Source organism: Mastigocladopsis repens PCC 10914 (assembly GCF_000315565.1).
Lineage (GTDB): Bacteria > Cyanobacteriota > Cyanobacteriia > Cyanobacteriales > Nostocaceae > Mastigocladopsis > Mastigocladopsis repens.
Window position 1 is genome coordinate 2,208,202 of sequence record NZ_JH992901.1, and the last position, 23,482, is coordinate 2,231,683.

At 45.5% G+C, this 23,482-nt stretch carries 22 protein-coding genes; 6 read left to right on the forward strand and 16 right to left on the reverse strand.

The annotated features are described in order from the left end of the window. Positions 1-178: 178 nt before the first annotated feature. Positions 179-1,288 carry a glutamate 5-kinase gene (gene proB / locus MAS10914_RS0111945; RefSeq protein ID WP_017316169.1) on the forward strand — a complete coding sequence of 370 codons (1,110 nt, stop codon included), beginning with the start codon at positions 179-181 and terminating at the stop codon, positions 1,286-1,288. 114 nt (positions 1,289-1,402) lie between these two features. Here the strand turns inward: proB and MAS10914_RS0111950 are convergent, their stop codons facing one another. The 9 genes from MAS10914_RS0111950 to MAS10914_RS0111990 all read right to left on the reverse strand — a co-directional run bounded on the left by MAS10914_RS0111950 (position 1,403) and on the right by MAS10914_RS0111990 (position 7,366). After that, positions 1,403-2,122 (reverse strand): SDR family NAD(P)-dependent oxidoreductase, encoded by a 720-nt coding sequence (locus MAS10914_RS0111950; RefSeq protein WP_017316170.1) that lies wholly within the window; start codon positions 2,120-2,122, stop codon positions 1,403-1,405. 120 nt (positions 2,123-2,242) lie between these two features. Next, the gene (locus MAS10914_RS0111955) at positions 2,243-3,241 is read right to left on the reverse strand and encodes an NAD(P)H-dependent flavin oxidoreductase (protein WP_017316171.1); all 999 of its coding nucleotides are present in this window, start codon (positions 3,239-3,241) and stop codon (positions 2,243-2,245) included. Then, positions 3,235-3,795: an N-acyl homoserine lactonase family protein gene (locus tag MAS10914_RS33505; RefSeq protein ID WP_084786346.1), complete on the reverse strand. Its 561-nt coding sequence runs from the start codon at positions 3,793-3,795 to the stop codon at positions 3,235-3,237. Before MAS10914_RS33505 ends, MAS10914_RS0111955 begins: the two co-directional genes overlap by 7 nt. Positions 3,796-3,879: 84 nt before the next feature. Continuing rightward, positions 3,880-4,173, reverse strand: coding sequence for an EthD family reductase (locus MAS10914_RS0111965; RefSeq protein WP_017316173.1), 294 nt, complete (start codon positions 4,171-4,173; stop codon positions 3,880-3,882). A gap of 1 nt (position 4,174) precedes the next feature. Beyond that, entirely contained in the window at positions 4,175-5,053 is an 879-nt protein-coding gene (locus MAS10914_RS0111970) for an NAD(P)-dependent oxidoreductase (RefSeq protein WP_017316174.1), read from the reverse strand. Positions 5,054-5,179: 126 nt separating this feature from the next. Then, positions 5,180-5,548 (reverse strand): hypothetical protein, encoded by a 369-nt coding sequence (locus tag MAS10914_RS0111975; RefSeq protein WP_017316175.1) that lies wholly within the window; start codon positions 5,546-5,548, stop codon positions 5,180-5,182. 23 nt (positions 5,549-5,571) lie between these two features. Next, a complete protein-coding gene (locus tag MAS10914_RS0111980; protein WP_017316176.1) occupies positions 5,572-6,381 on the reverse strand; it encodes an SDR family NAD(P)-dependent oxidoreductase in 810 nt (269 codons plus the stop codon). A 22-nt stretch (positions 6,382-6,403) separates the two neighbouring features. Continuing rightward, the gene (locus tag MAS10914_RS35510; protein WP_156818139.1) at positions 6,404-6,580 is read right to left on the reverse strand and encodes a hypothetical protein; all 177 of its coding nucleotides are present in this window, start codon (positions 6,578-6,580) and stop codon (positions 6,404-6,406) included. Positions 6,581-6,610: 30 nt separating this feature from the next. Continuing rightward, positions 6,611-7,366, reverse strand: a complete 756-nt coding sequence (locus MAS10914_RS0111990) for an SDR family NAD(P)-dependent oxidoreductase (protein ID WP_017316178.1) — start codon at positions 7,364-7,366, stop codon at positions 6,611-6,613. A gap of 219 nt (positions 7,367-7,585) precedes the next feature. On the opposite strand from MAS10914_RS0111990, the gene MAS10914_RS0112000 reads away from it, so the two are divergent. Continuing rightward, entirely contained in the window at positions 7,586-8,494 is a 909-nt protein-coding gene (locus MAS10914_RS0112000; protein WP_017316180.1) for an AraC family transcriptional regulator, read from the forward strand. Positions 8,495-8,843: 349 nt separating this feature from the next. On the opposite strand, the gene MAS10914_RS0112005 is transcribed toward MAS10914_RS0112000, so the two are convergent. Next, entirely contained in the window at positions 8,844-9,587 is a 744-nt protein-coding gene (locus MAS10914_RS0112005) for a Mut7-C RNAse domain-containing protein (protein ID WP_017316181.1), read from the reverse strand. A 1,394-nt stretch (positions 9,588-10,981) separates the two neighbouring features. Between MAS10914_RS0112005 and MAS10914_RS0112015 the strand changes: the two genes are divergently transcribed. Then, positions 10,982-11,959 (forward strand): sucrase ferredoxin, encoded by a 978-nt coding sequence (locus tag MAS10914_RS0112015; protein ID WP_017316183.1) that lies wholly within the window; start codon positions 10,982-10,984, stop codon positions 11,957-11,959. A gap of 205 nt (positions 11,960-12,164) precedes the next feature. On the opposite strand, the gene MAS10914_RS0112020 is transcribed toward MAS10914_RS0112015, so the two are convergent. Then, entirely contained in the window at positions 12,165-14,045 is a 1,881-nt protein-coding gene (locus MAS10914_RS0112020; protein WP_017316184.1) for an ABC transporter ATP-binding protein, read from the reverse strand. 372 nt (positions 14,046-14,417) lie between these two features. Here MAS10914_RS0112020 and MAS10914_RS0112025 point away from each other — a divergent pair, with 372 nt between their 5' ends. After that, positions 14,418-15,059, forward strand: coding sequence for a hypothetical protein (locus tag MAS10914_RS0112025; protein ID WP_017316185.1), 642 nt, complete (start codon positions 14,418-14,420; stop codon positions 15,057-15,059). A 14-nt stretch (positions 15,060-15,073) separates the two neighbouring features. On the opposite strand, the gene MAS10914_RS0112030 is transcribed toward MAS10914_RS0112025, so the two are convergent. Genes MAS10914_RS0112030 through MAS10914_RS0112040 form a run of 3 tightly spaced genes read right to left on the reverse strand, consistent with a single transcriptional unit; the run spans position 15,074 to position 20,413 of the window. Further along, complete coding sequence (locus MAS10914_RS0112030) at positions 15,074-17,359, reverse strand: hybrid sensor histidine kinase/response regulator (RefSeq protein WP_017316186.1); 2,286 nt, start codon at positions 17,357-17,359, stop codon at positions 15,074-15,076. Positions 17,360-17,417: 58 nt separating this feature from the next. Next, the gene (locus MAS10914_RS0112035; RefSeq protein ID WP_033365166.1) at positions 17,418-17,843 is read right to left on the reverse strand and encodes a response regulator; all 426 of its coding nucleotides are present in this window, start codon (positions 17,841-17,843) and stop codon (positions 17,418-17,420) included. A 14-nt stretch (positions 17,844-17,857) separates the two neighbouring features. Continuing rightward, positions 17,858-20,413 (reverse strand): GAF domain-containing protein, encoded by a 2,556-nt coding sequence (locus tag MAS10914_RS0112040; RefSeq protein WP_017316188.1) that lies wholly within the window; start codon positions 20,411-20,413, stop codon positions 17,858-17,860. A 228-nt stretch (positions 20,414-20,641) separates the two neighbouring features. Here MAS10914_RS0112040 and MAS10914_RS0112045 point away from each other — a divergent pair, with 228 nt between their 5' ends. Further along, complete coding sequence (locus tag MAS10914_RS0112045) at positions 20,642-21,199, forward strand: GNAT family N-acetyltransferase (RefSeq protein WP_017316189.1); 558 nt, start codon at positions 20,642-20,644, stop codon at positions 21,197-21,199. A gap of 38 nt (positions 21,200-21,237) precedes the next feature. Here the strand turns inward: MAS10914_RS0112045 and MAS10914_RS0112050 are convergent, their stop codons facing one another. Both MAS10914_RS0112050 and hisG read right to left on the reverse strand, forming a co-directional pair. Further along, complete coding sequence (locus MAS10914_RS0112050; RefSeq protein WP_017316190.1) at positions 21,238-21,942, reverse strand: class I SAM-dependent methyltransferase; 705 nt, start codon at positions 21,940-21,942, stop codon at positions 21,238-21,240. 32 nt (positions 21,943-21,974) lie between these two features. Further along, entirely contained in the window at positions 21,975-22,619 is a 645-nt protein-coding gene (gene hisG / locus MAS10914_RS0112055) for an ATP phosphoribosyltransferase (RefSeq protein WP_017316191.1), read from the reverse strand. A 68-nt stretch (positions 22,620-22,687) separates the two neighbouring features. Between hisG and rppA the strand changes: the two genes are divergently transcribed. Beyond that, on the forward strand, positions 22,688-23,374 hold the full coding sequence (gene rppA / locus MAS10914_RS0112060) for a two-component system response regulator RppA (protein WP_017316192.1): 687 nt from the start codon (positions 22,688-22,690) through the stop codon (positions 23,372-23,374). Positions 23,375-23,482: the final 108 nt, after the last annotated feature.

Here is a 23,482-nt window from a genome sequence, read left to right on the forward strand (position 1 = left end):
GGGGATCATAATAAGTATAAATAACATGGGGTCAGCCAAATAAAGACCCTAGCCAATAACAAGTCAACATAAACAGCAAAGCGTCAGCCTCAACATATAAAGGGGTTGGCGCTTTACAATTTAGTCAATACTCCTTAGTCTTTTGTCATAAAACGAATGACTCATGACTAAATAACTAATGGCCAAAACAATTGTCGTCAAAATTGGCACTTCCAGCCTGACTCAACCAGAAACCGGACAACTGGCACTTTCCACAATTGCGACTTTAGCAGAAACCCTTTCACACCTCCGACGGCAGGGGCATAAGGTCATTTTGGTGTCCTCTGGCGCTGTAGGTGTGGGTTGTGCGCGACTGGGCTTAACAGAACGCCCCAAGGCAATTGCTCTGAAACAGGCAGTTGCAGCAGTTGGGCAAGGCAGATTAATACGAGTCTACGACGATTTATTTACGACTCTGCAACAGCCAATTGCTCAAGTTTTACTCACCCGTAGCGACTTAGTACAGCGCAGTCGTTACCTTAACGTCTACAACACATTCAGGGAATTACTGGAACTGGGGATCATTCCGGTGGTGAATGAGAATGACACAGTCGCAGTGGAAGAACTGAAATTTGGTGATAATGACACCCTTTCTGCCTTAGTTGCTAGCTTAGTGGAAGCAGATTGGCTGTTTTTGCTCACCGATGTTGATAGGCTTTACTCAGCCGATCCCCGTTCTGTACCCGATGCCCAGCCTATTGCTTTAGTTAGCAATATCCAAGAATTAGCACAGCTACAAGTGCAAACAGGCACGCAAGGTTCCCAATGGGGTACTGGTGGTATGTTGACCAAAATTTCTGCAGCAAGAATTGCTACAGCTGCTGGTATTCGCACCGTCATTACTGAAGGAAAATACCCCCGCAATATAGAAAAAATTTTACAGGGCGAATCCATTGGCACACACTTTGAACCTCACCCCGAACCAACTTCTGCCCGTAAACGCTGGATAGCTTATGGTTTGCTTCCTGGGGGTAAACTCTATTTAGATGAGGGAGCAGTGCTAGCAATTTCTGGTGCTGGCAAATCGCTGTTAGCTGCTGGTATTACCGCAGTACAAGGGGAATTTGACACTCAAGAAGCGGTGCAATTGTGCGACAAAAACGGTCATGAAATTGCCAGAGGAGTGGTGAACTACAGCAGCACCGAACTGCAAAAGATTCGCGGACGCCGTTCCGGTGAAATTGCCGCTATTTTAGGTTATGTTGGTGCGGAAACTGTGGTTCATCGGGATAATTTGGTTTTGACATAACGCTCTGTGAAGAAACACTTTGCGTGGCAGAGGATTGAGCAACGAGGTCAAAGCCCAGAGATTGAGCCTTTTTCTGGAGGTTTTTCAGATGATAATTGCTGCCGCGCATATTCATTACCATTTTCCCGCGTGTGCGCCGCCATCTACATGCAAAATTTCGCCAGTGACAAATTCTGCACCCTCAAGGTACAAGAGTGCTGTAACGATCTCACCCACTGTGCCGAGCCGAGCGATCGGATGTAAACCCTTCAGGAATTCATGGCTTTCTGGTTGATGCATCGGCGTATCGATGATGCCCGCACTAATCGTATTGAACCGAATGCCTGTCGTTGCGTATTCGATCGCCAAGCTTTTTGTCGCGGCGTTGAGTGCGCCTTTACTGAAGTATGTTCCAAAAGCATTTAATCCTGCGACTGGCTGTGTGACAAGCGTTGTTGAAATTGTGACAACGTGCCCCCGTCCTTGTGTTCTCATCTGTCTCACTGCGGGTTGGGTAACATAGAAAAATCCATCAGCGTTCGTTGCCATAATTGATCGATATTGTTCTTCGGTATAATCATGAAAATTTCCTGGAACAAAAATACCAGCATTGTTGACAACCAGATCTAACCTTCCAGTTTTCTGAATTGCAACATCGGTCAGTGATTCGCCCGTAGCTTTCAAGCTGACATCTCCATCAATTAGAAAGCACCGATCAGTTTGGTCAAGTACTTTCGCGCTTGAAAGCTTTCGGGCACAGGCAACGACACTATAGTCTTCAGCTAGCAGCGTTTTGACAATACCTAACCCAATGCCGCTTGATGCACCCGTAACGATGGCTGTTTTTCTCGACATAATGCTCTTTGTTTTTCCTGGTTTGACACTCACGAGAAACTATATTGAAGGTGAACAGAGAACAGAATATTTTCAGGATCACTATGAATCTATTTCGCTCTCTTGCGATGTGTAGTTCCTTTACCGCTGCATATGCGCGATCGTCTCTTCAGCCTCTTTCACCACTTCCTGAACAATCTGCGCTGCGGGCTTGATGTCATTCACGAGACTGCACGATTCACCCGCGTAGAGAGCGACGGACTCCATATCCCCGCTAAAGCCAGTTAGTGGAATCATTGCCCCATATTTCGGCACCTCTATGGTGGTGCCAGCCACCGAGACAGTGCCAGCGATCTTGCCCTCACCTGGACGCTGCCCACTGGCTGGGTAACCTGCCGACTCCCACTCCACGAACGCTGTATTACGCAGCACTCGATGTGGCGCACCGGGCCAACCAACATCAAAGAGCGTGGTATACACCGTGTCCTTGGCAGTACTGCTGACAACTCGTTCTTGGTAGGCACGCATCACAGCGGCTTCGGTGCTACAGAGAAACCGTGTCCCCATAGATACCGCTTGTGCCCCAAGGCTGAGGGCTGACACCACACCTCGACCCGTGGCAATCCCTCCAGCCGCGATCGCAGGCACAGAGTTGACTGCTTCAACCACCGCTGGCACAATAGTTGACAGCGATGTAAGACCCTTCACATGCCCCCCTGCTTCAACCCCTTGGACGATGATCGCATCAACACCCGCGTCTGCGGCTGCCGTAGCTTCTTCGACAGATCCCACCTGGGTGAAGACCTTGGTGTGATGGCGATGAGCCTCAGCGATATAGGGACTAGGATCGCCCCAAAAGAGTACTAGCAGGGGAACCTGCTCTTCCAGGCAGACTTCAATCTGCCCTTCCTGCAAATGTGAGAGAACGAAGTTAACCCCAAAGGGCTTGTCTGTTAAGCTGCGGAGTCGGTGGATCGCCTGTCGCAGGATCGGGGGTGGCATAAACAGTCCACCTAGCACCCCACAGCCGCCAGCGCTAGACACCGCCGCTGCGAGTTCTGGTCCGGCGGCAGGCCCCATACCCGCAGAGAAGATGGGATAGGAAATACCAATCTGATGACAAAGCGGAGTTTTTAACACGTATATATCTTCCTGATGTAATGTTTTCTACTCAACCGAATACCTTTACGAGCTTCTAGGACTAGAAGTTGCCCCAAGCAGCAATCATCGTTGAAGCGAAAATGTGCAACATCGCCTGAGAGCAGAACCGGCCCGGTTTTCGCCAAGCGGAGCAGTAGCGAGCAATGACTGGGAGTGTGCTCCGGCGTGGAAATTACCTTCACTGAACCGTCGCCGAAGATGTCGCGATCGCCGTCCATCAGTTCAACTTTCGCTTGCTTAAGATCTTCGTAGAGCGACGGAGAATAACCATACTGCTCATAATCAGGGTCGAACATTGCCTGATGCTCGCGACGTTGGATGTACCAGGTCGCGTGCCGGAACAGCGCAGCGTTGCCAACATGATCGAAATGAGCGTGGGACAGAATAACCGTTCCGATGTCTGCGGGCGTGATGCCGATGTCCGTGAGCTGAGAACTTATGGTTCTAACAACAATGCCCCTGATGTTGTGGGCAATGATCCTGCCGCCAGGTACTTCTGCGACTTTGTCCTCAATGCCAGTGTCCCAAATGATCCACTCGCCTTTTTGAGGGCCATGCCACCGGAGACTTCAATGCGCTGGCCAGTGACCGAGCCATCGGTCAGGGGGATAAACGCACTAACTCAGAGCGGTACGGCGAGGCTTCGCGTCGGTATAATGCTCAACATCGGCCATCACACGATTGGTCTGCGGTGAGCTAAGGGAGGCACTGAGCGCCGCCTCGTCTTGGAATACGCACACTGCGATCGCAATTATGCCTGCGCCGTCCCCAGCCGGGAAGAAGGCATCGATAGTCTTAAGCCCGTATGGACCCCAAGCCTCCAGTACCAAAGGCAGGTGGATGCCAACGAAATAGTCGCGGTCGAAGCGTGTACTGGCATCGCCAGCATAAGTCACTAATAGCGTCGTCATGCTATGCAACTCCTTCAGCTAAACCTGCTCGATGACGAGTGACCTTCGCCAGAGCCGACCAGTCTTTCGATCCCAATCCTTGATCGATCGCTTGGTTCATCGTTTCGCGTACAATTTCCGCCGCAGGCAAAACGGCGTGTTTCGCTTTGGCAGCATCGATCGCCAAGTTCACGTCTTTAAGTCCCAATGTCAGCTTGAATCCTGGCTCATAGCTGTTGCTGGCAATATTGCCGCCGTAGCGTTTATAGCTGGGACTCGCGAACAATGTGTTGGTGACAATATCGAGGAAATCGCTTGCCTTCAACCCGTAGCTTTCGGTCAGTGCCGTCGCTTCGCCCATCGACTCGATCGCTAGAGTAATCATCAGGTTGGCGGCAATCTTTGCGACGTTGGCACGTTTGGGATCGTCGCCGAGATGCCAGGTTTTCTGTCCGAGTACATCGAACAAGGGTTGAACCTTTGCGATCGCATCTGCATCTCCTGCCGCTAAGATATTTAACTCACCCTTTGCCGCGACAGCAGGGACACCCAGAACCGGGGCGGAGATGTAAGCCATGCTCGCTTTGCGATGCAAGTTCTGTAATTCTTCAACAATCGCAGGTGAGATTGTCGCCATCAGGATATGAACGCAGTCTTTTCGGGCAGAAGCGAGTACGCCTGAGTCCATGATCACGCTGCGAATTGCAGCATCATCAGAAAGCATCGTTATAACTGCATCGTGCTCAAATGCTGCGGCTGGTGATGTTAGAACTGTGACACCTTCCAGCGCCTTGGCTGCCTCTACATTGCGGTTCCACACGCTGACAGAATGACCAGCTTTGACCAAGTTGGGCACCATTGCCGCGCCCATGCTCCCGATGCCAATAAATCCGATATCCATGATGAAGTTCCTGATTCTAGAGTGTGCTTTGAGTGGAGCTAGTGCGATCAATCAAAGTAACTTGTCTGGTGTGAGATGAAATGCACGTCAATTTCGGGAACATCCAACTGCACCGGAACGTAATAATCAGCGCAGGACATCGAAGAACCCGACAATGCGCGTGATTTGATTTTCAGAGCTGTATTCAAAATAATCCAACCCATTGATCGCTTCACCGTCTTTCTGAGTGAGCCGCCATCTAAAGCAGCCGCTGCCATGATGGAATTCAGGCGCGGACGCTTGACTGAACCGACGACCGGGCATTTGCTTCTGGGAAAGCTCGATTAACGCTGTCAATCCGTCCGCACCTTTGGTCGGCGCATTGTTCGGATCGGCATACGTGCTGTCAACCGTCCAGCATTTTCCGAGCGCGGCTTTGATGTTGTCAGCACCTGTTTTATTCCAAGCCCCGATGTATTGTTCGATTGATTCTTCGACAGTTTGCTGTTTCATCATTGAAGTCTCCTCGTAGTTTAACGTTATTTCCACCAGTTGAATCTGGCACCCAGAGTCCTGACATCGAATTCGTCGTCGCCCTGATAGCGGGGTGCATACTTCACGTAAGCGACCTTGATTTCCTCGTAGCGCGCTTGAATTCGCACCATGTTATGCGCGTGAGAGACGATCAAAAATTCCCCTGCCAGGATTTGCGTCATTGCCAAGGCCGCAAATCTGTCTGTGTCCATGCCGTCGTTGGTAACCTCGCCGAGTTCGGACTTCACCAATCCTGGGCAAATCAGGCTAACCTCGATGTGATCAGGCAGTTCCTCCCGCAGCGCTTCGGTCATCGCCAGAACGGCATGTTTGGCGGCCACGTATCCGCCCCCCTGCGGAACTGCACTGAAGAAGCAATTCTCCGAGCCGACATTGTAGATCGCGGCTGGCGTTCCCTGCGCTATGAACCGCTGCCCAAACACTGAGACGCCGTTCCAGACACCGAAGAAATCGACGTCGAACACGCGCTGCACGTCCTCTTGCTTCGTTTCGATGACAGGCGACAGAGTAGGGAGAACCCCGGCATTATTGACAATTACATCTACCCGTCCAAACTGCTCCCAGGCAAAGTCGGCTAGGGCTTCGACTTGGTCACGTTGGGTGACGTCACACTCGAACACCCGGATTTCGGCACCGCTTGCGGACAAAGTCGCTGCTGCTTGAGCCAGACGTTCGCGCCGCCGCGCCGCAATGACGATCCGTGCGCCGTGCTCTGCAAACTGCTTGGCAAGCGCAAAGCCGATGCCAGTGGCACCCCCGGTTATGACAACCACTTTTCCATTGAAATCTTGCATCTCGTCGTTTCCTCCTGATAGCTTAGATGGCTAATTTCCCTGACATCATCTCGACAATGCCTATGCCGAGGGACTCCCGATCGAACTGCACTTGGTCCATCGAGCCGCCCTTGTGCTGCATGGCGTAGCCGAACACGCGCATTGTGAGCTCCTTTCTGACGGAGTGACCATGCTCACCAATGGCGAGGCAACGCTCCACGCCTTCGCCTCACCATTGGCGACTGACGGATCAGATGACTTGACCGCCGGAGACCTCGATCCGCTGCGCAGTGACCCAGCGGTTGTTCTCGGACAACAGGCTCGCAATCATCGGCCCGATGTCATCTGGCACACCGACGCGGCCGAGCGCGGTCATGTCTGCGAATTGCTTGTTGGCGTCCGCGTTGTCGCGGACGAGTCCGCCGCCGAAATCGGTCTCGATCGCGCCAGGCGCTACTGTGTTAACCGTAATCCCGCGACCGCCTAGCTCCTTGGCCATATAGACGGTGAGCATATCGGCTGCGGCCTTTGCTGCCGCGTAAGCGGAAAAGCCGGGGTAGGACACCCGGGTCAGTCCGGTGCCTAGGTTCACGATGCGGCCGCCGTCCGCCAGGAGCGGCAAGAGCGCCTGGGTGAGAAAGAACACGCCCTTGAAGTGGACGTTGACCAACCCGTCAAACTGCGCCTCGGTCGTCTGCTCGATCATGGCGTACTCGCCGTGGCCGGCATTGTTAACGAGGTGGTCGAAGGTCTCGCGCTGCCAGGTTTCACGCAGCGCTGTCCGCAGGTGCTCGACGAACGGTGCGAATTCAGTGATGTTGCCGCTGTCGAGCTGGAAGGCGATCGCCTTGCGACCCATTCCTTTAATCTCTTCGACAACAGCCTGAGCTTCTTCGGCACTATTTCTGTACGTCATGATAACGTCACCGCCGTGGCGGGCAATACTGAGAGCAGTGTTTCGGCCCAGCCCACGACTAGCTCCGGTGATGAGGGTGATTTTAGTCATGCTACAACTCCTTCCAAAATTATGTTGTCTTCAAATTACATATTTCGCTCCATTTTGACTAGGAACGCGGATGCAATTTTATAGAAGTTTCGCTTCATTACCTGTAATTATGGCATTTTCAGGCTATAAAATAATCAACAATTCGCTCAAAGCATTGCTCAATCCGCTCAAACTTGATAAAATTAAGCAGTTATCTGGCTTTAATCGTGGTGGATCATCATGAACACACTGCCTGAGCTTGCTCAGATTCTTTCGCGCCACAGCTTCGCGTCGGAACAAATGGAGCCTACGCTGATGCCTCGGCTTTCAATTTTTCGTGCCGACCGTTCCACAACTCGGACGCCTGCAATCTATCACCCTCTATTCTGCTTAGTTGTCTCGGGTCGAAAGCAGGTGTTCTTCGGTGAGAAGACTTCTGAGTACGGACCAGGCGATTGCTTCCTTGTTACAGTCGATCTGCCTGTTGTTGGCACCGTTTTGGAGGCGCTTCCTGAGAATCCATATCTCGCGCTATGCCTTGATCTACACCACCCAACGCTTGCCGAAATCGCTATCCGAGCAACGGTGACGCCCAATGTCACGCAAGGGAGCGATCGGGGGCTTCAGGTGGGAACCGCCACAACCGAAGTTATTGATGCAGCCTTCAGGCTGGCGCAATTACTCGACAACACCCAGCATATCGATGTCCTGGCGCCGTTATATGAACAAGAACTGCTCTATCGACTCTACGTTGGACCGTGGGGTCGGTCACTGTATGCGGCAAGTCAAGCAAGCAGTCGGCTGTCACAGGTTGGCAGGGCGATTGCGTGGTTGCACGAACACTACGCAACTGACTATACGGCAGATGAATTAGCCAAAATTGCAGGGATGAGTGTTTCGACGCTGAATCGCCATTTTCGTGAAATCACTGCTATGAGTCCGCTCGAATACCAGAAGTGTATTCGTCTTCAGGAGGCAAGGCGTCTGCTTGCGAGCCAAGTCACAGATGTTGCTGGTACTGGATATGCCGTAGGCTATTCCAGCCCGTCGCAATTTAATCGCGAGTATCGACGACTCTTTGGCGAGTCACCAGGACGTTATGCAAGCCAGGTGAGAAGCGCCAAGGAACAGACGCAGCACTCGGCATAACGTGTGCGATTTATAGACATCGTTTCAAGCGGATAAGTACTTATGCCTCAATCGTTATCGATCATGGCGAGATCGCTGTGACAAACGCTGCAGTATTGCACGCGCACCTCGACATCCATCGGCGAGAGCGGTTCGGTTTCATATTCAAACGGCTCTAACTCGGACTTGACAGCCTAAGCATAAATCGTCATCGGATTCTCCTAAGGTGAAGTTGAGCGGGAGTGAGCCACAAGGCGAGATTTCGCACGTACCTGGTAGATGTCTACGCGGGTGCGAGATTCGCGCCTCATACCGTCGCCGGACGATTCATCGATTGTAGAAAATACCGATATCCACTATCCAATACCCATCACTCATTACCCACTACTAAGTCAATAAACTGTTGCAATCTTTCATAATGCGATCCTTTCCAGTAAATCTGGTTGCAGTTTTGACAGCGATGAAATTCATGAGTGTACAATCTGACAGTTTCTGGCAACTCGTCAATAATTGATTCTTTGGCTACAGGTTCTAATAATCCATTGCAGCGTAAACAGCGTTGAAAGGGTGCTACTAATTTATACAGGTTAAAACGCTGCATGACTTCAACAATTTGTAGCTGCGGGTTAGTATTTCTCACATAGTATCCATAGGTCACTATACTTCGCATTAATAAACCGCGATCACGAGTTAACAAAATTCGGTTTTGGAGGCTAGAGATGCGTGCTAATTCTTCATCTTTATAGTCATTGCGGTATAACGTATCAAACCCTAACAGGCGTAAAGATGTTGCTAATTTTCCTAAATGAATATCTACAACAAAGCAGATGACACTTAGGGGTTTAGGTCTCACGGAGATGTTGGATGTAGCTCTATCTGTAGCGGAAATTGGATAAACATCGATTGTATCCCCATCCTGCACAAGGTAGGAAAAATCTACCGATTTTCCGTTAACTTCAATATAAGAAACTTCTGGATGAGGAATACCAAACGACTCAATCATGTCCTTAATTGAGGCTCTTTCTGTAAAACAATGGGCTATTCTCACCTGCTTTTTATGAGATGGTAAGAAATCATTCAACTCTGCATAAAAGAGGAAAGAGGCAGAAGCCATAGCAAGAAATCGCAGGATTTTTAATTACTATCATAACTTGCTCTGATAAAGACATGAGTTATGACTAACAAAGAACTCAAAATTGAGTTGAACAATTCATCACTAGATGGAAAGTTGAGGTTGTAGCCTCTTGAATTTAGTTGTAGAGACAGAAAGTTTTTTCTTTGTGAATGACCCAAATTTCTTCGTGGGATCATTGTGAGTTTTTCTCAAAGGATGAGACAAGGTGACTTCCTTAACTTAAAGTCTTTGCAACTGTTTTCTACGATTTAAGAATATTTATCTAGTGTATCCGGAGTACAAAACCTTGCTCCAGCAAGCATTGTCAGCTATATGATGCTACTAATTAACCCTGTGTTAACTGCCATTTCCCAGTTTGGAACAGGTTCGATAATTAGAAAAATTAGCAAATACTTGCTTTTGTTATTGACTTCAGTTAGAGTCATAATAGACGCCCCACACCAGTCCTGATATGCTTTTCAGCTTTCTGAGATAAAGTAAAAAAATCCTTAAGATAGTCTGGACTAGATATATCATAGGAATTAGCAAAATCTACCAAAAAGCAGTGTTGTATTAGTGATATTCGCATTAATTTTGAGGAAATGGTCATGTTATCGCTAAGTAAAAGTACCTTTTCCAATTTGAATGTTGATGCTGAAAACAAGTGACATTCGCAATGAATAATTGCTTAAATTTATTTTTAAGAATACAAAAGAAGGTGAAGGGGCTGAGATTGTGTTATCTTGTTTAGTGTTAATAATTTGTAATAATTGATTTCATTTGATTTTTTTTAGCAATTAATTGAGAATATTTTGCAATATGGAGCAATTAATAGATTTAGGAAAACCGTTTCGACACCGAGAACTTTTAAAAAAAAATGTACAAAAGAAGCAGTTTTTATATTTCGTGAAGGGCAAAATAAAATGGCTAGCCTTTTTTCTGGGAAAGATATTTCATAATAATTTGAACTTTCATCAGTTCAAGTGTTTAAATTTGTGCTTTGCTTTAAACGAAGAATTACCAAGCCAAATGACAAACACTGACTTATTCAAATATTGCAAAGCTGAGAGAAAAAGAAGTATAAAGATACTCACTTGTTGGTTGTCTAAAATTATCTTTACTGACAATAAACTACCTATTAAAAAACTTGTCAGCTTTTTTAAAACAGAGGAATCTACGAGAAGTCTTGTTATCAACTGGGAGACTTATTGAAAGTGGGAATAAATATTTTTTCTCTATTGTTATGCTTGTTGATAGCTAAAGGTTTTGTTTTCGTTGAAACTAGTAGCGGTAAACAATCTTATGAGGGGATTTTGTAGTCAATGACCACATCTGTAGTTCGTAAAATCCTTTATTTGTTCGTAAAACACATTGATTAAGTACAGTAAGGTTAGATGAATACTTTCTTTTGTTCCGACTATTCGCGACAAGCAGGAGAAGATATTATTGGTAGTGCCACCTATCAGGAAACTTATATATTAGTTGAGTGTCCTCCACCTTGGATATCAGAAGCCTTTAATTCCAGGTGGGTTCCTGAGAATTTACAAATTTTGATCAAGGAGGTGAAACGAAATAAGCTGCCTATAAAATTTCTCTTGATTGCCAATAATTTATCACACAAAGTAGAGCACACAACCCTGTTGATCTATCACAGAAAAGAGGGTTTGAGCAATGGGTATTGTAAGCAAGAATTTCAGTTAGCAAATCTTGAGCAAGTAGCAGCCGTTGTCAGAAAATGGTTACGGGGTGAATTTTCTAATTCTGATATAGAAACAAATGCAACAAGAGATATTCTTGTGTGTACTCATGGTAGCCATGATAGGTGTTGTGCTAGATATGGCAATCCTTTTTACTTCCACGCTACATCTATCGTTTCGAGTTTGGAATTAGAGAACGTTCGTATTTGGAAATCGAGCCATTTTGGTGGACATCGGTTTGCTCCAACCGCGATAGATTTCCCAAACGGAAGATACTATGGAGCTTTGGATCAACAATCATTTAATTCGATTTTAACTCGGACTGGTGACATAACATTCTTGAAGAAAGTCTATCGAGGTTGGGGAATTCTGCCAAACTCAATTCAGGTTTTAGAAAGAGAGCTTATCCTCCGCCACGGATGGGATTGGTTTAACTACAAAGTGACAGGCGGAATCATTAAGCAAAATTTAGACAAGAATATGGTTCTTGCTGAGCTAAATGTTGAAAAACCAGATTGCTCCCTATACTGTTATCAAGCAAAACTAGTGAAAGATGAAACTCAAACTCTGAAACTTAGGGCTTCTTGCAATGCTACGCAAGAATCAGTCTTTATTAAGTATGACGTGGATAGTTTCTGGCTTGCATCTCACAAGCTCATAACTTGTAGTAAATAAAATAAAGAGTGGGAGTATCTATAGCGCTCCTAAATATTTTATGAACCTTGGTTAGTAGTGCAGACTTCCAGTCCGCGCAAGCAACGCTCACAACCCTTGCAAAGGATTGCTGGAGATAAAAATAGGTAGGGTTATGTACGAGTATATACAGTGAACGACACGAAGTCACTCACCAGACTATCTAATATCTAAGAGCTAAAATTCTTTAGGTTCCTAACATCTGCAAGTTGTGCAAAGTGGCGTATATTCCTCCTGTGTGCAGCAACTCTTCATGACTTCCCTGTTCTACTAATTCTCCGTGCTTTAGCACAAAAATTCGATCTACATTGCGAATGGTGGACAGACGATGAGCAATAATGATGGCGGTACGTCTGACTAAAAGTTTGTTTAAAGCTTCTTGAATTAAAGCTTCTGTTCCTACATCTAGATTAGCAGTTGCTTCATCCAGAATCAAAATTTGTGGATCGCGAATCGCAGCACGCGCAAATGCTAAAAGTTGCTTTTGACCGCTAGAAAGATTTGTACCCCGTTCTCTAAGTTGGCTATCATAACCTTGGGGTAGGAGTTCAATAAACTGGGCGATATTCGTTTTCTGTGCTGCTTGTTGGATTTCCTCAAAACTATAGATGTCCCCTAAGGTAATGTTACTTTTAACATCACCAGCAAACAAAAAGCCTTCTTGCAAAATTACAGCCATGTAACGCCGCAGTTCTGCTTGGGGTATTTCCCGGATATCTACGCCGTCCACCAAAATGCGTCCTTTGTTCGGTTCGTAAAGGCGACACAAAAGACGGATGATGGAACTTTTACCCGCACCTGTAGGACCTACTAATGCTATTTTCTCTCCAGGATGAATGGTAAAGTTCAAATTCTTGATCACATAATCATTGTCTTTATACGCAAACCAGACGTGTTCAAATCGGATTTCTCCAAGTTCAGGTTGTGAATTATCGGTTGGGGATTCAGGATTGGCAGTTATTTCTTTTATGTAACCCAGTGTAGAATCAAAAAGTGAGAATCTTGGATTACTGCGATCGCGTATTTCTATCGGTTCATCTAAAATCTCACTCACGCGTTCTATAGCGGTGAAACCAGCTTGAATGACAGTGAATTTTTCCGCAAATTGCCGTAAAGGGTCAAATAATCGTTGGGCATACAATATAAATGCTGATAATATGCCAAAAGTCAAGTTCTCTTGCAGGAGTAAATAACCACCTACCCATAAAACACCTGCAATGGCAATTAAAGCAATCCATTCCAGTGTTGACGAAACCGCTGAATCATAAAAGATGGTATCATCCACATCTTTGACGTAACGCTGATTGTTAGCTCGAAACAACTCTGCATTGAATTTTTCCCTCTGGAACAATTGCACAATATTAATGCCAACAATATTCTCTTGTAGCTGAGAATTCAGTGCAGAAAGTTCTTCCCTTACCTTGTAATTAGCTTTGCGGTACTGCTGTTGAAAGTATATTATAATACCAGCAACCGGAAATAACACCATCAGCAGCAAAAAAGCAAGTTGCCACTGGAGAGAAAACATAAAACCGAGAATCACCAGCATGGAGAAGACATCTGATACAATGCCAATTGCTCCAGTGGAAAACACATCACCCAAGACTTCCACATCACTAGTAAGCCTGGTGATTAATTTACCTACAGGTGTTCTGTCAAAAAAACGCACTGCTAAAGATGTAACATGATGAAACAAGTCTTGGCGAATTTCGGCAGTAATTTGCTGCCCTACCTTCTGTACTAAATAACCCTGAAACCCAGTAAATATGAGTCGTACAGTTATCGTTATCAGCAACAAGACTTCGATAATATTTAGCCCCTGTAACAACGGGCGATTCTTGAGAAACTCATAGGTACTTGGTTCATTGCGAATGAGGGAGATAACCTGTCCAATAAGGAGTGGTTGCACAGCGTTAGCGACTGCTATGGGTATCAGCAGCAAAATGGCAAGCGCTAGTAATTGTCCATGATGACGGGCATAAGGTACTAAACGCAAAAATAACCGCCAGTCGTTTTCACGGCGACGGGAACCTGTGTCAAATTTTTTTAGGGGTTTGGAAGTGCTCATAATAAGAGCATTATATTAATTTTTACAATACAAAAAGCACATCTTCTTAATCTAGAGTGTCCATTCCTACCTTGACACCATGCCAGAGATTGAAACTGCACGGCTGCGACTTAAACCTTACACCCAAGACGAAAAGAACTGCGGCGGCAAAATTTTTCAGCTATCTACAATCCACGTTCCATCTTCCGCCAGTGCATAAGTTGATGTCACTTAGACCTATATAAGAAGTAGAAGGAGGGCTTATATCCTCTAGGTTCAAAACCCTACCCTACTAAGTTGAGGTGATTTCTGTCTCCTATCGCTAAAAACACACAATCAGAACTTTGTCAATGGGTAAGTCCTAAAATTAACAAACTTTCTGCTGTAGGACTAGTGGCGTGTTCACTTTTAACGACATCATTTTTCACACCTGAATCTAGCTACGCTAACAGTGTCTTCAACAAAAGCGATTATGTCGCACAAACAAAGCAGAATGGGGTTAGGGGAAGTTACGAAGACTTTTTGACAGCACTTGCAATAAGGGAAACAGGACAACAAAATCCACCTACTAACATTGAGAACCAGTTGGGTTTTATAGGCAAGTACCAATTCGGAGAAGCCTTGCTGAAAGACCTTGGTTATTATGACACCCCTAATCCCTATATCGGTGGAGGAAATGGTGTAGATAGGAACAATTGGCAGGGTAGATGGACAGGAAAAAATGGGATTAATAGTAAGCAAGATTTCCTTAATAATAAGAACGATGTGCAAGACAAAGCTATTAAAGAGGCTTTTGAATACAGGTGGAACCTGATCAACAATCAACTCAATGGACGTTCTATAAAAGAATTTATCGGACAACAACGAGGAGGAGTAGTCATCACCACATCCGGAATTCTTGCAGCTGCCCATTTGCGTGGCGAAGGAGGGGTTGTCAAGTTGCTGCTTAATAACGAGGTTTCTCAAGATGAAAATGGCACTTCTATTCTCGCCTACTTAGAGGAATTTGCTGGATTCCAGACGCCTTTCGACTAGGGAAAACAGTACTTTTAACTGAGAACCATCTGTAAAGTGTGCAATAATTCCTTGACCGTATAGGGCTTCGACAAAAATGTTTTGACACCATTGCCAATTGCTGCTGTCAGCTTACTGCTAGACATCAGCCCGCTAGTAGCAATAATTTTGACTTGTGGGTTGATTTTTTGCATGGTACGCATGGCAGTTAAACCATCCAACACGGGCAACATCATATCAATCAACACAGCACTAATTTCGTTCTTATGTTGGGCGTAGATGGCGATCGCCTCAATGCCATCATTAGCAATCAGAATTTTGTAATTGTATGTTTCTAACGAAACTTTGGTAATTTCTTGAATTGAGGGTTCATCATCCACAACCAGGATTAATTCTCCATGTCCCGCCAGAACCTCTATCTCTTGTGCTGGCTGTGTTTCTATTCCCTGTACTGCTGGTAAGTAAATCTTAAAACTCGTGCCAGATCCCACTTCACTATAGACGTTCACAAAACCACCGTGACTTTTAACAATGCCAATAACAGTGGAAAGCCCCAGTCCCGTTCCTTTACCTTGTTCTTTGGTTGTGAAAAATGGCTCAAAAATTCTATCGATTATTTCAGGAGGAATACCAATTCCAGTATCTGAAACAGTTATCAATGTATAATATCCGGTTTTGGCTTCTAAATGCATCCGAGCATAGTTTTCATCAATAAACACATTTTCGGCAGAGATACTTAAAGTCCCGCCATTGGGCATAGCATCGCGAGCATTAACACAAAGGTTCATCAGCACCTGATGAAGTTGTGTCCCATCTCCAGAAACCAACCACAAGTCTTGTGCTATTTCAATACACACTTCAATCGATTTAGGGAAGGTCTGTTTAAGAATCTTTACGACTTCCCTAATCAGGTGTTTGACTTGTAAGGTCATGCGCTTTCCTTCCACGCCTCGCGCAAATGACAAAACCTGCTTGACAAGGTCGGCTCCACGTTTGGCGCTGTCTTCTAGTATTTCCAGCAAGTGTTTATCTTGCTTGTACAGGTTAGGGAATTTGAGGGGTAACAGTTGAGCCACTGCTAAAATCGGCGTTAGGATGTTGTTCAGATCGTGAGCGATACCACTCGCTAAAGTACCGATACTTTCCAAACGTTGAGCGCGAAACAATTGCGCTTCCAATAGTTTTTTCTCGGTGATATCTGTGTCAACGCTAAGAATTGATTTGGGCTTTCCTTGTTCATCACAGACTAATGTCCAGCGGCTTCCTACTAAAATTTCCTTCCCATTTTTAGTCATTTTAGTGATCTCGCCTTGCCACTGACCTTTGCTGATAACCGTTGAAAAAGCAGCTTCCACTTCTGGTGGCTGTTCCTTATGCAAAAGCTTGCTAGCAATTTTGCCACACGCTTCTTGAGCTTGCCATCCGTACAAATTTTCTGCACCTTTGTTCCAGAATAAGATGCAGTTGTCTAAATCTCGCACAAAAATGGCATCCGTGGTGACATCAAGCAAAGCCGCCTGCTCGCGAATTTTCTGTTCAGCAAGTTTGCGTTCGCGCAGCGCGGCTTGCCGTTCACGCAGTGCAGCTTGCCGTTCGCTGATGTCAATACCAGCGCAGGTGATGCCTACAACTTCTTGCGAGTCATTATACAATGGCTCTACAGTTAACTCGTAATATCGAGTTCCTTGTGCAGTGGTGATAGAGACTTCCTCTCGGGTTCCGATCCCGGTGGTGAGTACACGACTTTTGATAGCCAAGAGACGTTGAGCATCTTCAGCACCAATGAGATCTGAGTCCCGTTTACCCAACATCTCTTCAGCCGTCAACCCAAATGCAGGGTTATAAACCCAGGTGTAGCGTAACTCCTTGTCCTGGTTGAAAACAACAATCGGCGAGTTTTTTAGAGCTACCCGAAATCGCTCTTCACTCTGTCGCAGAGCTTCCTCTGTTCGCTGACGCTCAATTGCATAGCGCATTGAGCGCACCAGTAAATCACCATTCACCTGTCCCTTGACCAAATAATCTTGTGCTCCCTCTTGCATAGCCTTAGTTGCCAATGTTTCATCATCAAAACCTGTTAACACGATGATAGGAATGGCACTTGCCCGATGATGAATTTTGATAAAGGTATCCAGTCCCTGGCTATCTGGAAGTAAGAGGTCTAGCAGAATGACATCAAAGCGTTCTTGCTCTAAAAAGCGTAGCGCCTCGTCCAATTGCTGCGCCTGCTTGAGATAAAACTGAACAGAACTGACATCCCATAAAAACTCCTGCAACAGACGGACATCACCAGGATTATCTTCTACTAATAAAACTTTCATTATTTTAGTTATTAGTTATTAGTTATTAGTTATTCTCCCTCATCTCCCCACTCCCGCCTCACTCCGGTGGTAACTTGACAACAGTGAACCAAAAGTTCTCTATAGAATGGACAATTTTGACAAACTGGTCAAAGTCAACAGGCTTAGTGATATAGCAGTTAGCACAAAGGTTGTAAGCTCTCAAGACATCTTCTTCAGCCCCAGATGTTGTCAGAACAACCACAGGAATTCGCCTAAGGGTTTCATCCGCTTTAATTTCTGCCAGCACCTCTCGCCCGTCTTTTTTGGGTAGATTGAAATCTAGCAGGATGATGTCAGGGGTGTGCATATCAGCATAATTTTCCTGTTTACGCAAGAATGCCATAGCCTCGACGCCATCGACCACGACATTCAGGTTCACGGAGATTTTGCTATCTTCAAAGGCTATGCGGGTTAACTGCACATCGCCAGGGTTGTCTTCTACTAGCAAAACCTCAATAGGCATAATTAATTCAAAACTCACAATCGGTTTACGGCTCTATCAGGAATTGTAAAGAAGAAAGTTGCACCATGTTGCGGTTGCGACTCAATGCAAATGCTTCCGCCGTGTCGTTCCACAATTTTCTTACATATTGCTAACCCAATGCCAGTGCCAGGATACTTATCTCTTGTGTGTAAGCGCTGAAAAATAACAAAAATCCGCTCGGCATACTGGGGTTCGATACCAATTCCATTATCGCGCACTGCAAATCGCCATTTTTCCTCTGTGCGTTCCACCCCAATATGGATTTGGGGCTGCTGTTGACTGCGGAACTTGATGGCATTGCCAATCAGGTTTTGAAACAACTGCGTCAGTTGCGTGGCGTCCGCCATCACTTCGGGTAAAGTATCGCGGGTGATGATTGCGCCACTTTCTTCAATAGCAACTTTGAGATTAGCTAGAGCGTTGTTCAGCACAGCATTACAATCAACTGGCTTAAAGGGCTGACCACGGGTACTGACACGCGAATAGCTCAACAAGTCATTGATCAGAGTCTGCATCCGGCGTGCTCCGTCTACAGCGTAGTCAATGAACTCATTTGCCCTATCATCAAGATTGTCTTTGTATCGTCGTTCCAATAGCTGCAAGTAACTCCCCACCATTCGCAACGGTTCTTGCAAGTCATGAGAAGCAACGTAGGCAAATTGTTCTAATTCGGCATTGGAACGAGCCAGTTCCTGACGTTGGCGGGTTTCTTGTTCCAAAAGTTGCGCTTGAGATAGAGCAATGCCTATTTGGTTTGCCAACTGTTGCAACAACTCAATTTCCATGTTGCTCCAATTTCGAGGACGCTCACACTGATGGGCAATCAGCAAACCCCACAGGTTATCTCTTTGCAGAATCGGTACAACGAGGTTAGCTTTTACACCAAACTGTGCAAGAAATTCTTTATGACAAACTTGAATGTTTGCTGTTTCAAGATTGGCGATCGCCCTAAAAGGGCAGGCGCTTTGCGCCATCGCACTCACTCTCCCCTGACGATACGGTTCTTGATAGTCTTTTTCAAAGCAAGGGTCGTGGAGATTTTTTCCCAAGACTACAGGAAAACCTGGCAGCACTGCCTCTTGCACCACAGTTCCCGAACCATCTCCCCACCGCCGAAAGATCAGAACTCGGTCAGCGTGCAGCAGTTTTTGGACTTCGGTGACTGCGGTTTGTAGAATTTCCTCAATTTGTAAAGATTGACGAATTTTGAGGCTGATTTCGGAAAACACTTGAGAACGTTTATTTTGACGCTTTAACTCCTCTTCTGCTTGCTTGCGCTCGGTGATGTCCAGCGTGACACCCATCATGCGAGTAGGACTACCATCAGCATTGTAAATTCCACTACCTCGTGACATGACCCAGTGAACACTGCCATCGTGCCAAATATTTCGGTACTCTGCTTCATAATCTTTGCGTTGCTCCAGGGCTTGTTGCACAGACTCCTGCATGTAGGCGAGATCGTCTGGATGGATATGTTTATGCAGCACCCTGTAAGAAAATTCAGCTTCCGGGGGTAGACCAAAGTTTGCTTTGCATTGGTTAGAGACAGACAACTCTTCTGTTTTCAAATCTAGCTCCCAAGAACCGAGTTTAGCAGCCTGTAATGCCAGCTTCAGACGTTGTTCACTCTCGCGCAAAAATGCCTCAGTTCGCTTGCGTTCAGTGATGTCGCGCGTCACTGCTAGCAAGGCAATAATTTCTCTATCAGAATCACGGAGGGGGACGGCGTGGGTTTCCAACCAGCGACGGGTGCCCTTGAATCCAATAATTTCAAACTCCAGTATTCCTGATTCGCCCTCAAAAACGCTTTCGGTCAATTCTATAAAACCTTGACGATGCTCAGGAGCAACTATGGGATAGATACAGTTTCCCTGCACCTGATTTAGGGAATCAGCTTCAATCATCGCCAGTCCAGCCGGATTCATCTCCAGCAGCGTGCCGTCTTTGGCAAGCAATTTTACACATTCCGGTTCTGACTCAATGATTGTACGGAGAAGGTTTTCGCTGTGTGCCAATTTTTCCTCCGTATGCTTAAGTTCCTCAGCAAAACGGGACACCTCAGCTAAATTACGCCTAAGCTCCAGTTCACTAATCACCTGGCGAGCTAGCGCCACAAGCGCTTCCACTTGTTTGTGGCTCAGTTCCCGTGGGACTTGGTCAATCGCGCAAAGAGTCCCCACCATGTCTCCCTTTGGGGTAATCAGGGGGACACCTGCATAAAATCGCACATATGGATATGACACAACTACTGAATTATTGGCAAACCGTTCATCAGCCAAAGTATCAGAAATAACTACCACATCCCGTCGCTCTTGGCAAAGGTAAGATAATCCTACACAGCGGGGCATTTCTGGCACATCCAAACCTATTTTTGCCTTAAACCACTGGCGGTTTTCATCAATAAAATTGACTAGGACTATGGGAGTCCCACAAATAAAGGCAGCTAACTGAGCAATATTGTCGTAGGCTTCTTCGGGTTCAGTGTCAAGAATTTGATATTGGCGGAGGGCTTCAAGTCTCGCTGCTTCGTTATGAGTCATTACAATCATAAATATTTATTAATTAATTTTAAAAATACTCAATGCTTTACTCTTTCTATTTTTAAGAAAAGTAGCTTATTTCGATGAGTGTATGTTAACACTTCTTATATTTTATACTACTTTCGGTAGATGCTATTTACCACCTATATGAGGTGACATATAATTTTGTAACAATTCTTAGTGTAAAAAGACTAGTAAGATTTGACTTAATTAATTTGCATTTCTTTGACAGCTGAAATGCCAGAAATTGAAACAGCCCGATTACGACTAAGACCTTTTATAATTAGTGATTTTCCTGATTATCACCGCCAAATCACTAGCGATGTAGACGTAATGCAGACTCTGCTACCGGGGAAAGCGCTATCTTGGCAAGAAGGTCAGTTGTTTTTCAATCGCTTCTTAGAACACTGGGAACGCCATAGTTTTGGTCTATGGCTTGTCTTTGACAAACAAGAAGGAAATTTAATCGGTCAGTGTGGGTTACGCTTTCTTGAAGGTAGTTTGGAATACGAACTGGTGTATGCTGTTGCTCGCGCCTACTGGGGAAAAGGAATTGCCACAGAAGCAGCAAAAGCTAGTTTGAGGTATGGCTTTGAGGAACTAAAGGCAGAGCAGATTATGGCGTTAACTGCACCAACAAATTTTGTTTCCCAACGAGTCATGCAGAAGTTGGGGATGAAATACGAGAAAAATGCCTTTCTTTACAACAGAGAAGTGGTTTACTACACTATCTCACGGCAAGAGTGGCAGGCGGAAGATTCTCTGTACAGTTTGCGACAAAAGCCTACAAACTAGAAGTCTGAGGCTATAGAAACTTAGACAGGAAAACGATTTCAATCTTTAATTGCTACCCAACCGCCAACCCAAAGCCCTGTATAAAATCTGATGATATTTCCAAAGCCTGCTTGCTGTAATAATTGTAACTCTCTTGCCTCTGGAATAGGATAAACACTTTGGTTGAATGTTTCTAGTAATTGAGCCATTATTTCTGATTTCATGCCCATTTCTTGCCAAAAAAGTTTCAATATCGAAATCATCTGTTCTAATTCACGAGTGCCTTTTTCACCAAACATATCTACCACAATAAAAGTAGCTGATGATTTCAATCGCTGAGCAATACTTTGAAGTAATGCTAATTTGCTGCCATCATCTGGGAGAAAATGCATCACTAAAATGCAAGTTGCTGCATCATACAGGGGAGTAGCAGGCAAATCGTGAGTATATCCTTCAAATAACTTGACTCTTTCAGATAAGGAGTGCTGCTGTATTTTCTCTTGGGCAATGGATAGCATATTAACAGATGGGTCTACGCCTAACATCTGCCACTGTGAATTGCCCTGACCAAACTTGACTAACTCCATCCCCGTACCAGCACCCACAATCAACAAATTACCTGTTTCCCTTAGGTGCGCTTTCAAACAAGACAATGCCATTGTATGCATTGCCTCATAACCAGGCAAAGCCATCTGAGCCATGTTGTCGTATTCGTTGATTGCAACTGGTGGGTTGGTGTCAAAATCTAGTGTCTCTTCTGGCATTGACTTGTCGTATTTTTGCTGAAATTTTAGGATTAAACTCTAGAAAGAACTTTTGAGCGCAGTTGCTCAACCCATCCTAGTAAATTATCCGTGTTTAGGCGATAACTCAGCGGATGGACAATCAATCTTGCTGTACTTTCGTACAAAGTTTCAATTTCAACCAAACCATTCTCGCGTAAGGTTCGCCCTGTGGAAACCAAATCTACAATAGCCTCTGACATCCCCGTAATTGGACCTAGCTCCACCGAACCATACAACGGTACAATTTCTACAGGTAAATCCAGATTGTGAAAATATTCACGCGCACAATTTACATACTTAGAAGCCACTCGACCATGAGGTGGTAATTCTAGAGCCGAACGATAAGGACTGGACTGTTTCACCGCCACAGACATTCGACAATGTCCAAACTCTAAATCAACTAAGTGGGCGACTTGTGGCTTTTTCTCCCGCAAGACATCATATCCGACGATACCTAGCTGTGCCTGACCATATTCGACATATACTGGCACATCCTGCGCTCGCACCAGCAGCCCTTTGGCTTGACCGCTAGAATCGGAAATCTGAAGTTGGCGGTTACTTGAGTCCAAAAAAGCACTAAAATCCAATCCCACAGCTTGCAAGATGCAGATGCTATTTTTGAGAAGTTCCCCTTTTGGCAATGCAACAGTTAGCATAATTAGCGGTCAGCGTTCAGCAATCAGCAAAATAATAATATCTGATAGCTAAGTACAGATGGCTAACCATGCAAATTTTGCTCGTTGATGATGAAGCTGAATTAACTGACCCTTTGAGTCGGTTGTTAACTCGTGAGGGATATAGCGTTGATGCCGCTTATGATGGGACAAGTGGTAGCCAACTTGCACAAAGCCGCAGTTATGACTTACTGATTTTAGATTGGATGCTGCCAGGAAAAACGGGGTTGGAGATTTGTCAGGAATTACGACGCCAAGGCAAAATCACACCTGTTTTGTTTCTTACCGCTAAAGATACTCTGAATGACCGAGTGGAAGGCTTGGATGCAGGCGCGGACGACTATTTGGTTAAACCTTTTGAGTTGCGGGAGTTACTAGCACGAGTCCGTGCTTTATTGCGTCGTTCCGGTTCCCCAAGCTATGGGACAACAACCCAAAGGCTTATAGTAGCTGACTTAGAACTCGATAGCGAAAACCAAGTGGCTTATCGTCGAGGCAGGAGCATCGATTTATCAGAAAAAGAAAGCCAGCTCCTGCAATATTTTATGGAAAATACCGGACAATTGCTCACTCACGCGCAGATTCTCCAATATCTCTGGAAAGATGACGAACAACCTAGCAGTAATGTCATTGCAGCATTAATTCGTCTGCTGCGGCGCAAGATTGAACAAGCTGGCGAAACACCGTTAATTCATACTGTCTATGGCAAAGGATACCGCTTTGGTGTTTCTCCGTAAATGAGTGTTGATATCATGTTGGGGAAATTACCCATAATAAAACTTGTTTGTAGTAAGGACAAGAGTCCTTGCTTTCAAAGAGCAAGAGGACTAAAGTCCTCACTACGA

Excerpts from the sequence above, each read along its gene's own strand:
- MAS10914_RS0112045 (WP_017316189.1), top strand. The coding sequence starts at position 20,642 with ATGCCAGAAATTGAAACAGCCCGATTACGACTAAGACCTTTTATAATT.
- MAS10914_RS0112015 (WP_017316183.1), top strand. The coding sequence starts at position 10,982 with ATGAATACTTTCTTTTGTTCCGACTATTCGCGACAAGCAGGAGAAGAT.
- hisG (WP_017316191.1), bottom strand. The coding sequence starts at position 22,619 with ATGCTAACTGTTGCATTGCCAAAAGGGGAACTTCTCAAAAATAGCATC.
- MAS10914_RS0111990 (WP_017316178.1), bottom strand. The coding sequence starts at position 7,366 with ATGACTAAAATCACCCTCATCACCGGAGCTAGTCGTGGGCTGGGCCGA.
- MAS10914_RS0112050 (WP_017316190.1), bottom strand. The coding sequence starts at position 21,942 with ATGCCAGAAGAGACACTAGATTTTGACACCAACCCACCAGTTGCAATC.
- MAS10914_RS0111965 (WP_017316173.1), bottom strand. The coding sequence starts at position 4,173 with ATGACGACGCTATTAGTGACTTATGCTGGCGATGCCAGTACACGCTTC.
- MAS10914_RS0112040 (WP_017316188.1), bottom strand. The coding sequence starts at position 20,413 with ATGATTGTAATGACTCATAACGAAGCAGCGAGACTTGAAGCCCTCCGC.
- MAS10914_RS0112035 (WP_033365166.1), bottom strand. The coding sequence starts at position 17,843 with ATGCCTATTGAGGTTTTGCTAGTAGAAGACAACCCTGGCGATGTGCAG.
- MAS10914_RS0112005 (WP_017316181.1), bottom strand. The coding sequence starts at position 9,587 with ATGGCTTCTGCCTCTTTCCTCTTTTATGCAGAGTTGAATGATTTCTTA.
- MAS10914_RS0112000 (WP_017316180.1), top strand. The coding sequence starts at position 7,586 with ATGAACACACTGCCTGAGCTTGCTCAGATTCTTTCGCGCCACAGCTTC.
- MAS10914_RS0111975 (WP_017316175.1), bottom strand. The coding sequence starts at position 5,548 with ATGATGAAACAGCAAACTGTCGAAGAATCAATCGAACAATACATCGGG.
- proB (WP_017316169.1), top strand. The coding sequence starts at position 179 with ATGGCCAAAACAATTGTCGTCAAAATTGGCACTTCCAGCCTGACTCAA.
- MAS10914_RS0112030 (WP_017316186.1), bottom strand. The coding sequence starts at position 17,359 with ATGAAAGTTTTATTAGTAGAAGATAATCCTGGTGATGTCCGTCTGTTG.
- MAS10914_RS0111980 (WP_017316176.1), bottom strand. The coding sequence starts at position 6,381 with ATGCAAGATTTCAATGGAAAAGTGGTTGTCATAACCGGGGGTGCCACT.
- MAS10914_RS0111970 (WP_017316174.1), bottom strand. The coding sequence starts at position 5,053 with ATGGATATCGGATTTATTGGCATCGGGAGCATGGGCGCGGCAATGGTG.
- rppA (WP_017316192.1), top strand. The coding sequence starts at position 22,688 with ATGCAAATTTTGCTCGTTGATGATGAAGCTGAATTAACTGACCCTTTG.
- MAS10914_RS0112020 (WP_017316184.1), bottom strand. The coding sequence starts at position 14,045 with ATGAGCACTTCCAAACCCCTAAAAAAATTTGACACAGGTTCCCGTCGC.
- MAS10914_RS0111950 (WP_017316170.1), bottom strand. The coding sequence starts at position 2,122 with ATGTCGAGAAAAACAGCCATCGTTACGGGTGCATCAAGCGGCATTGGG.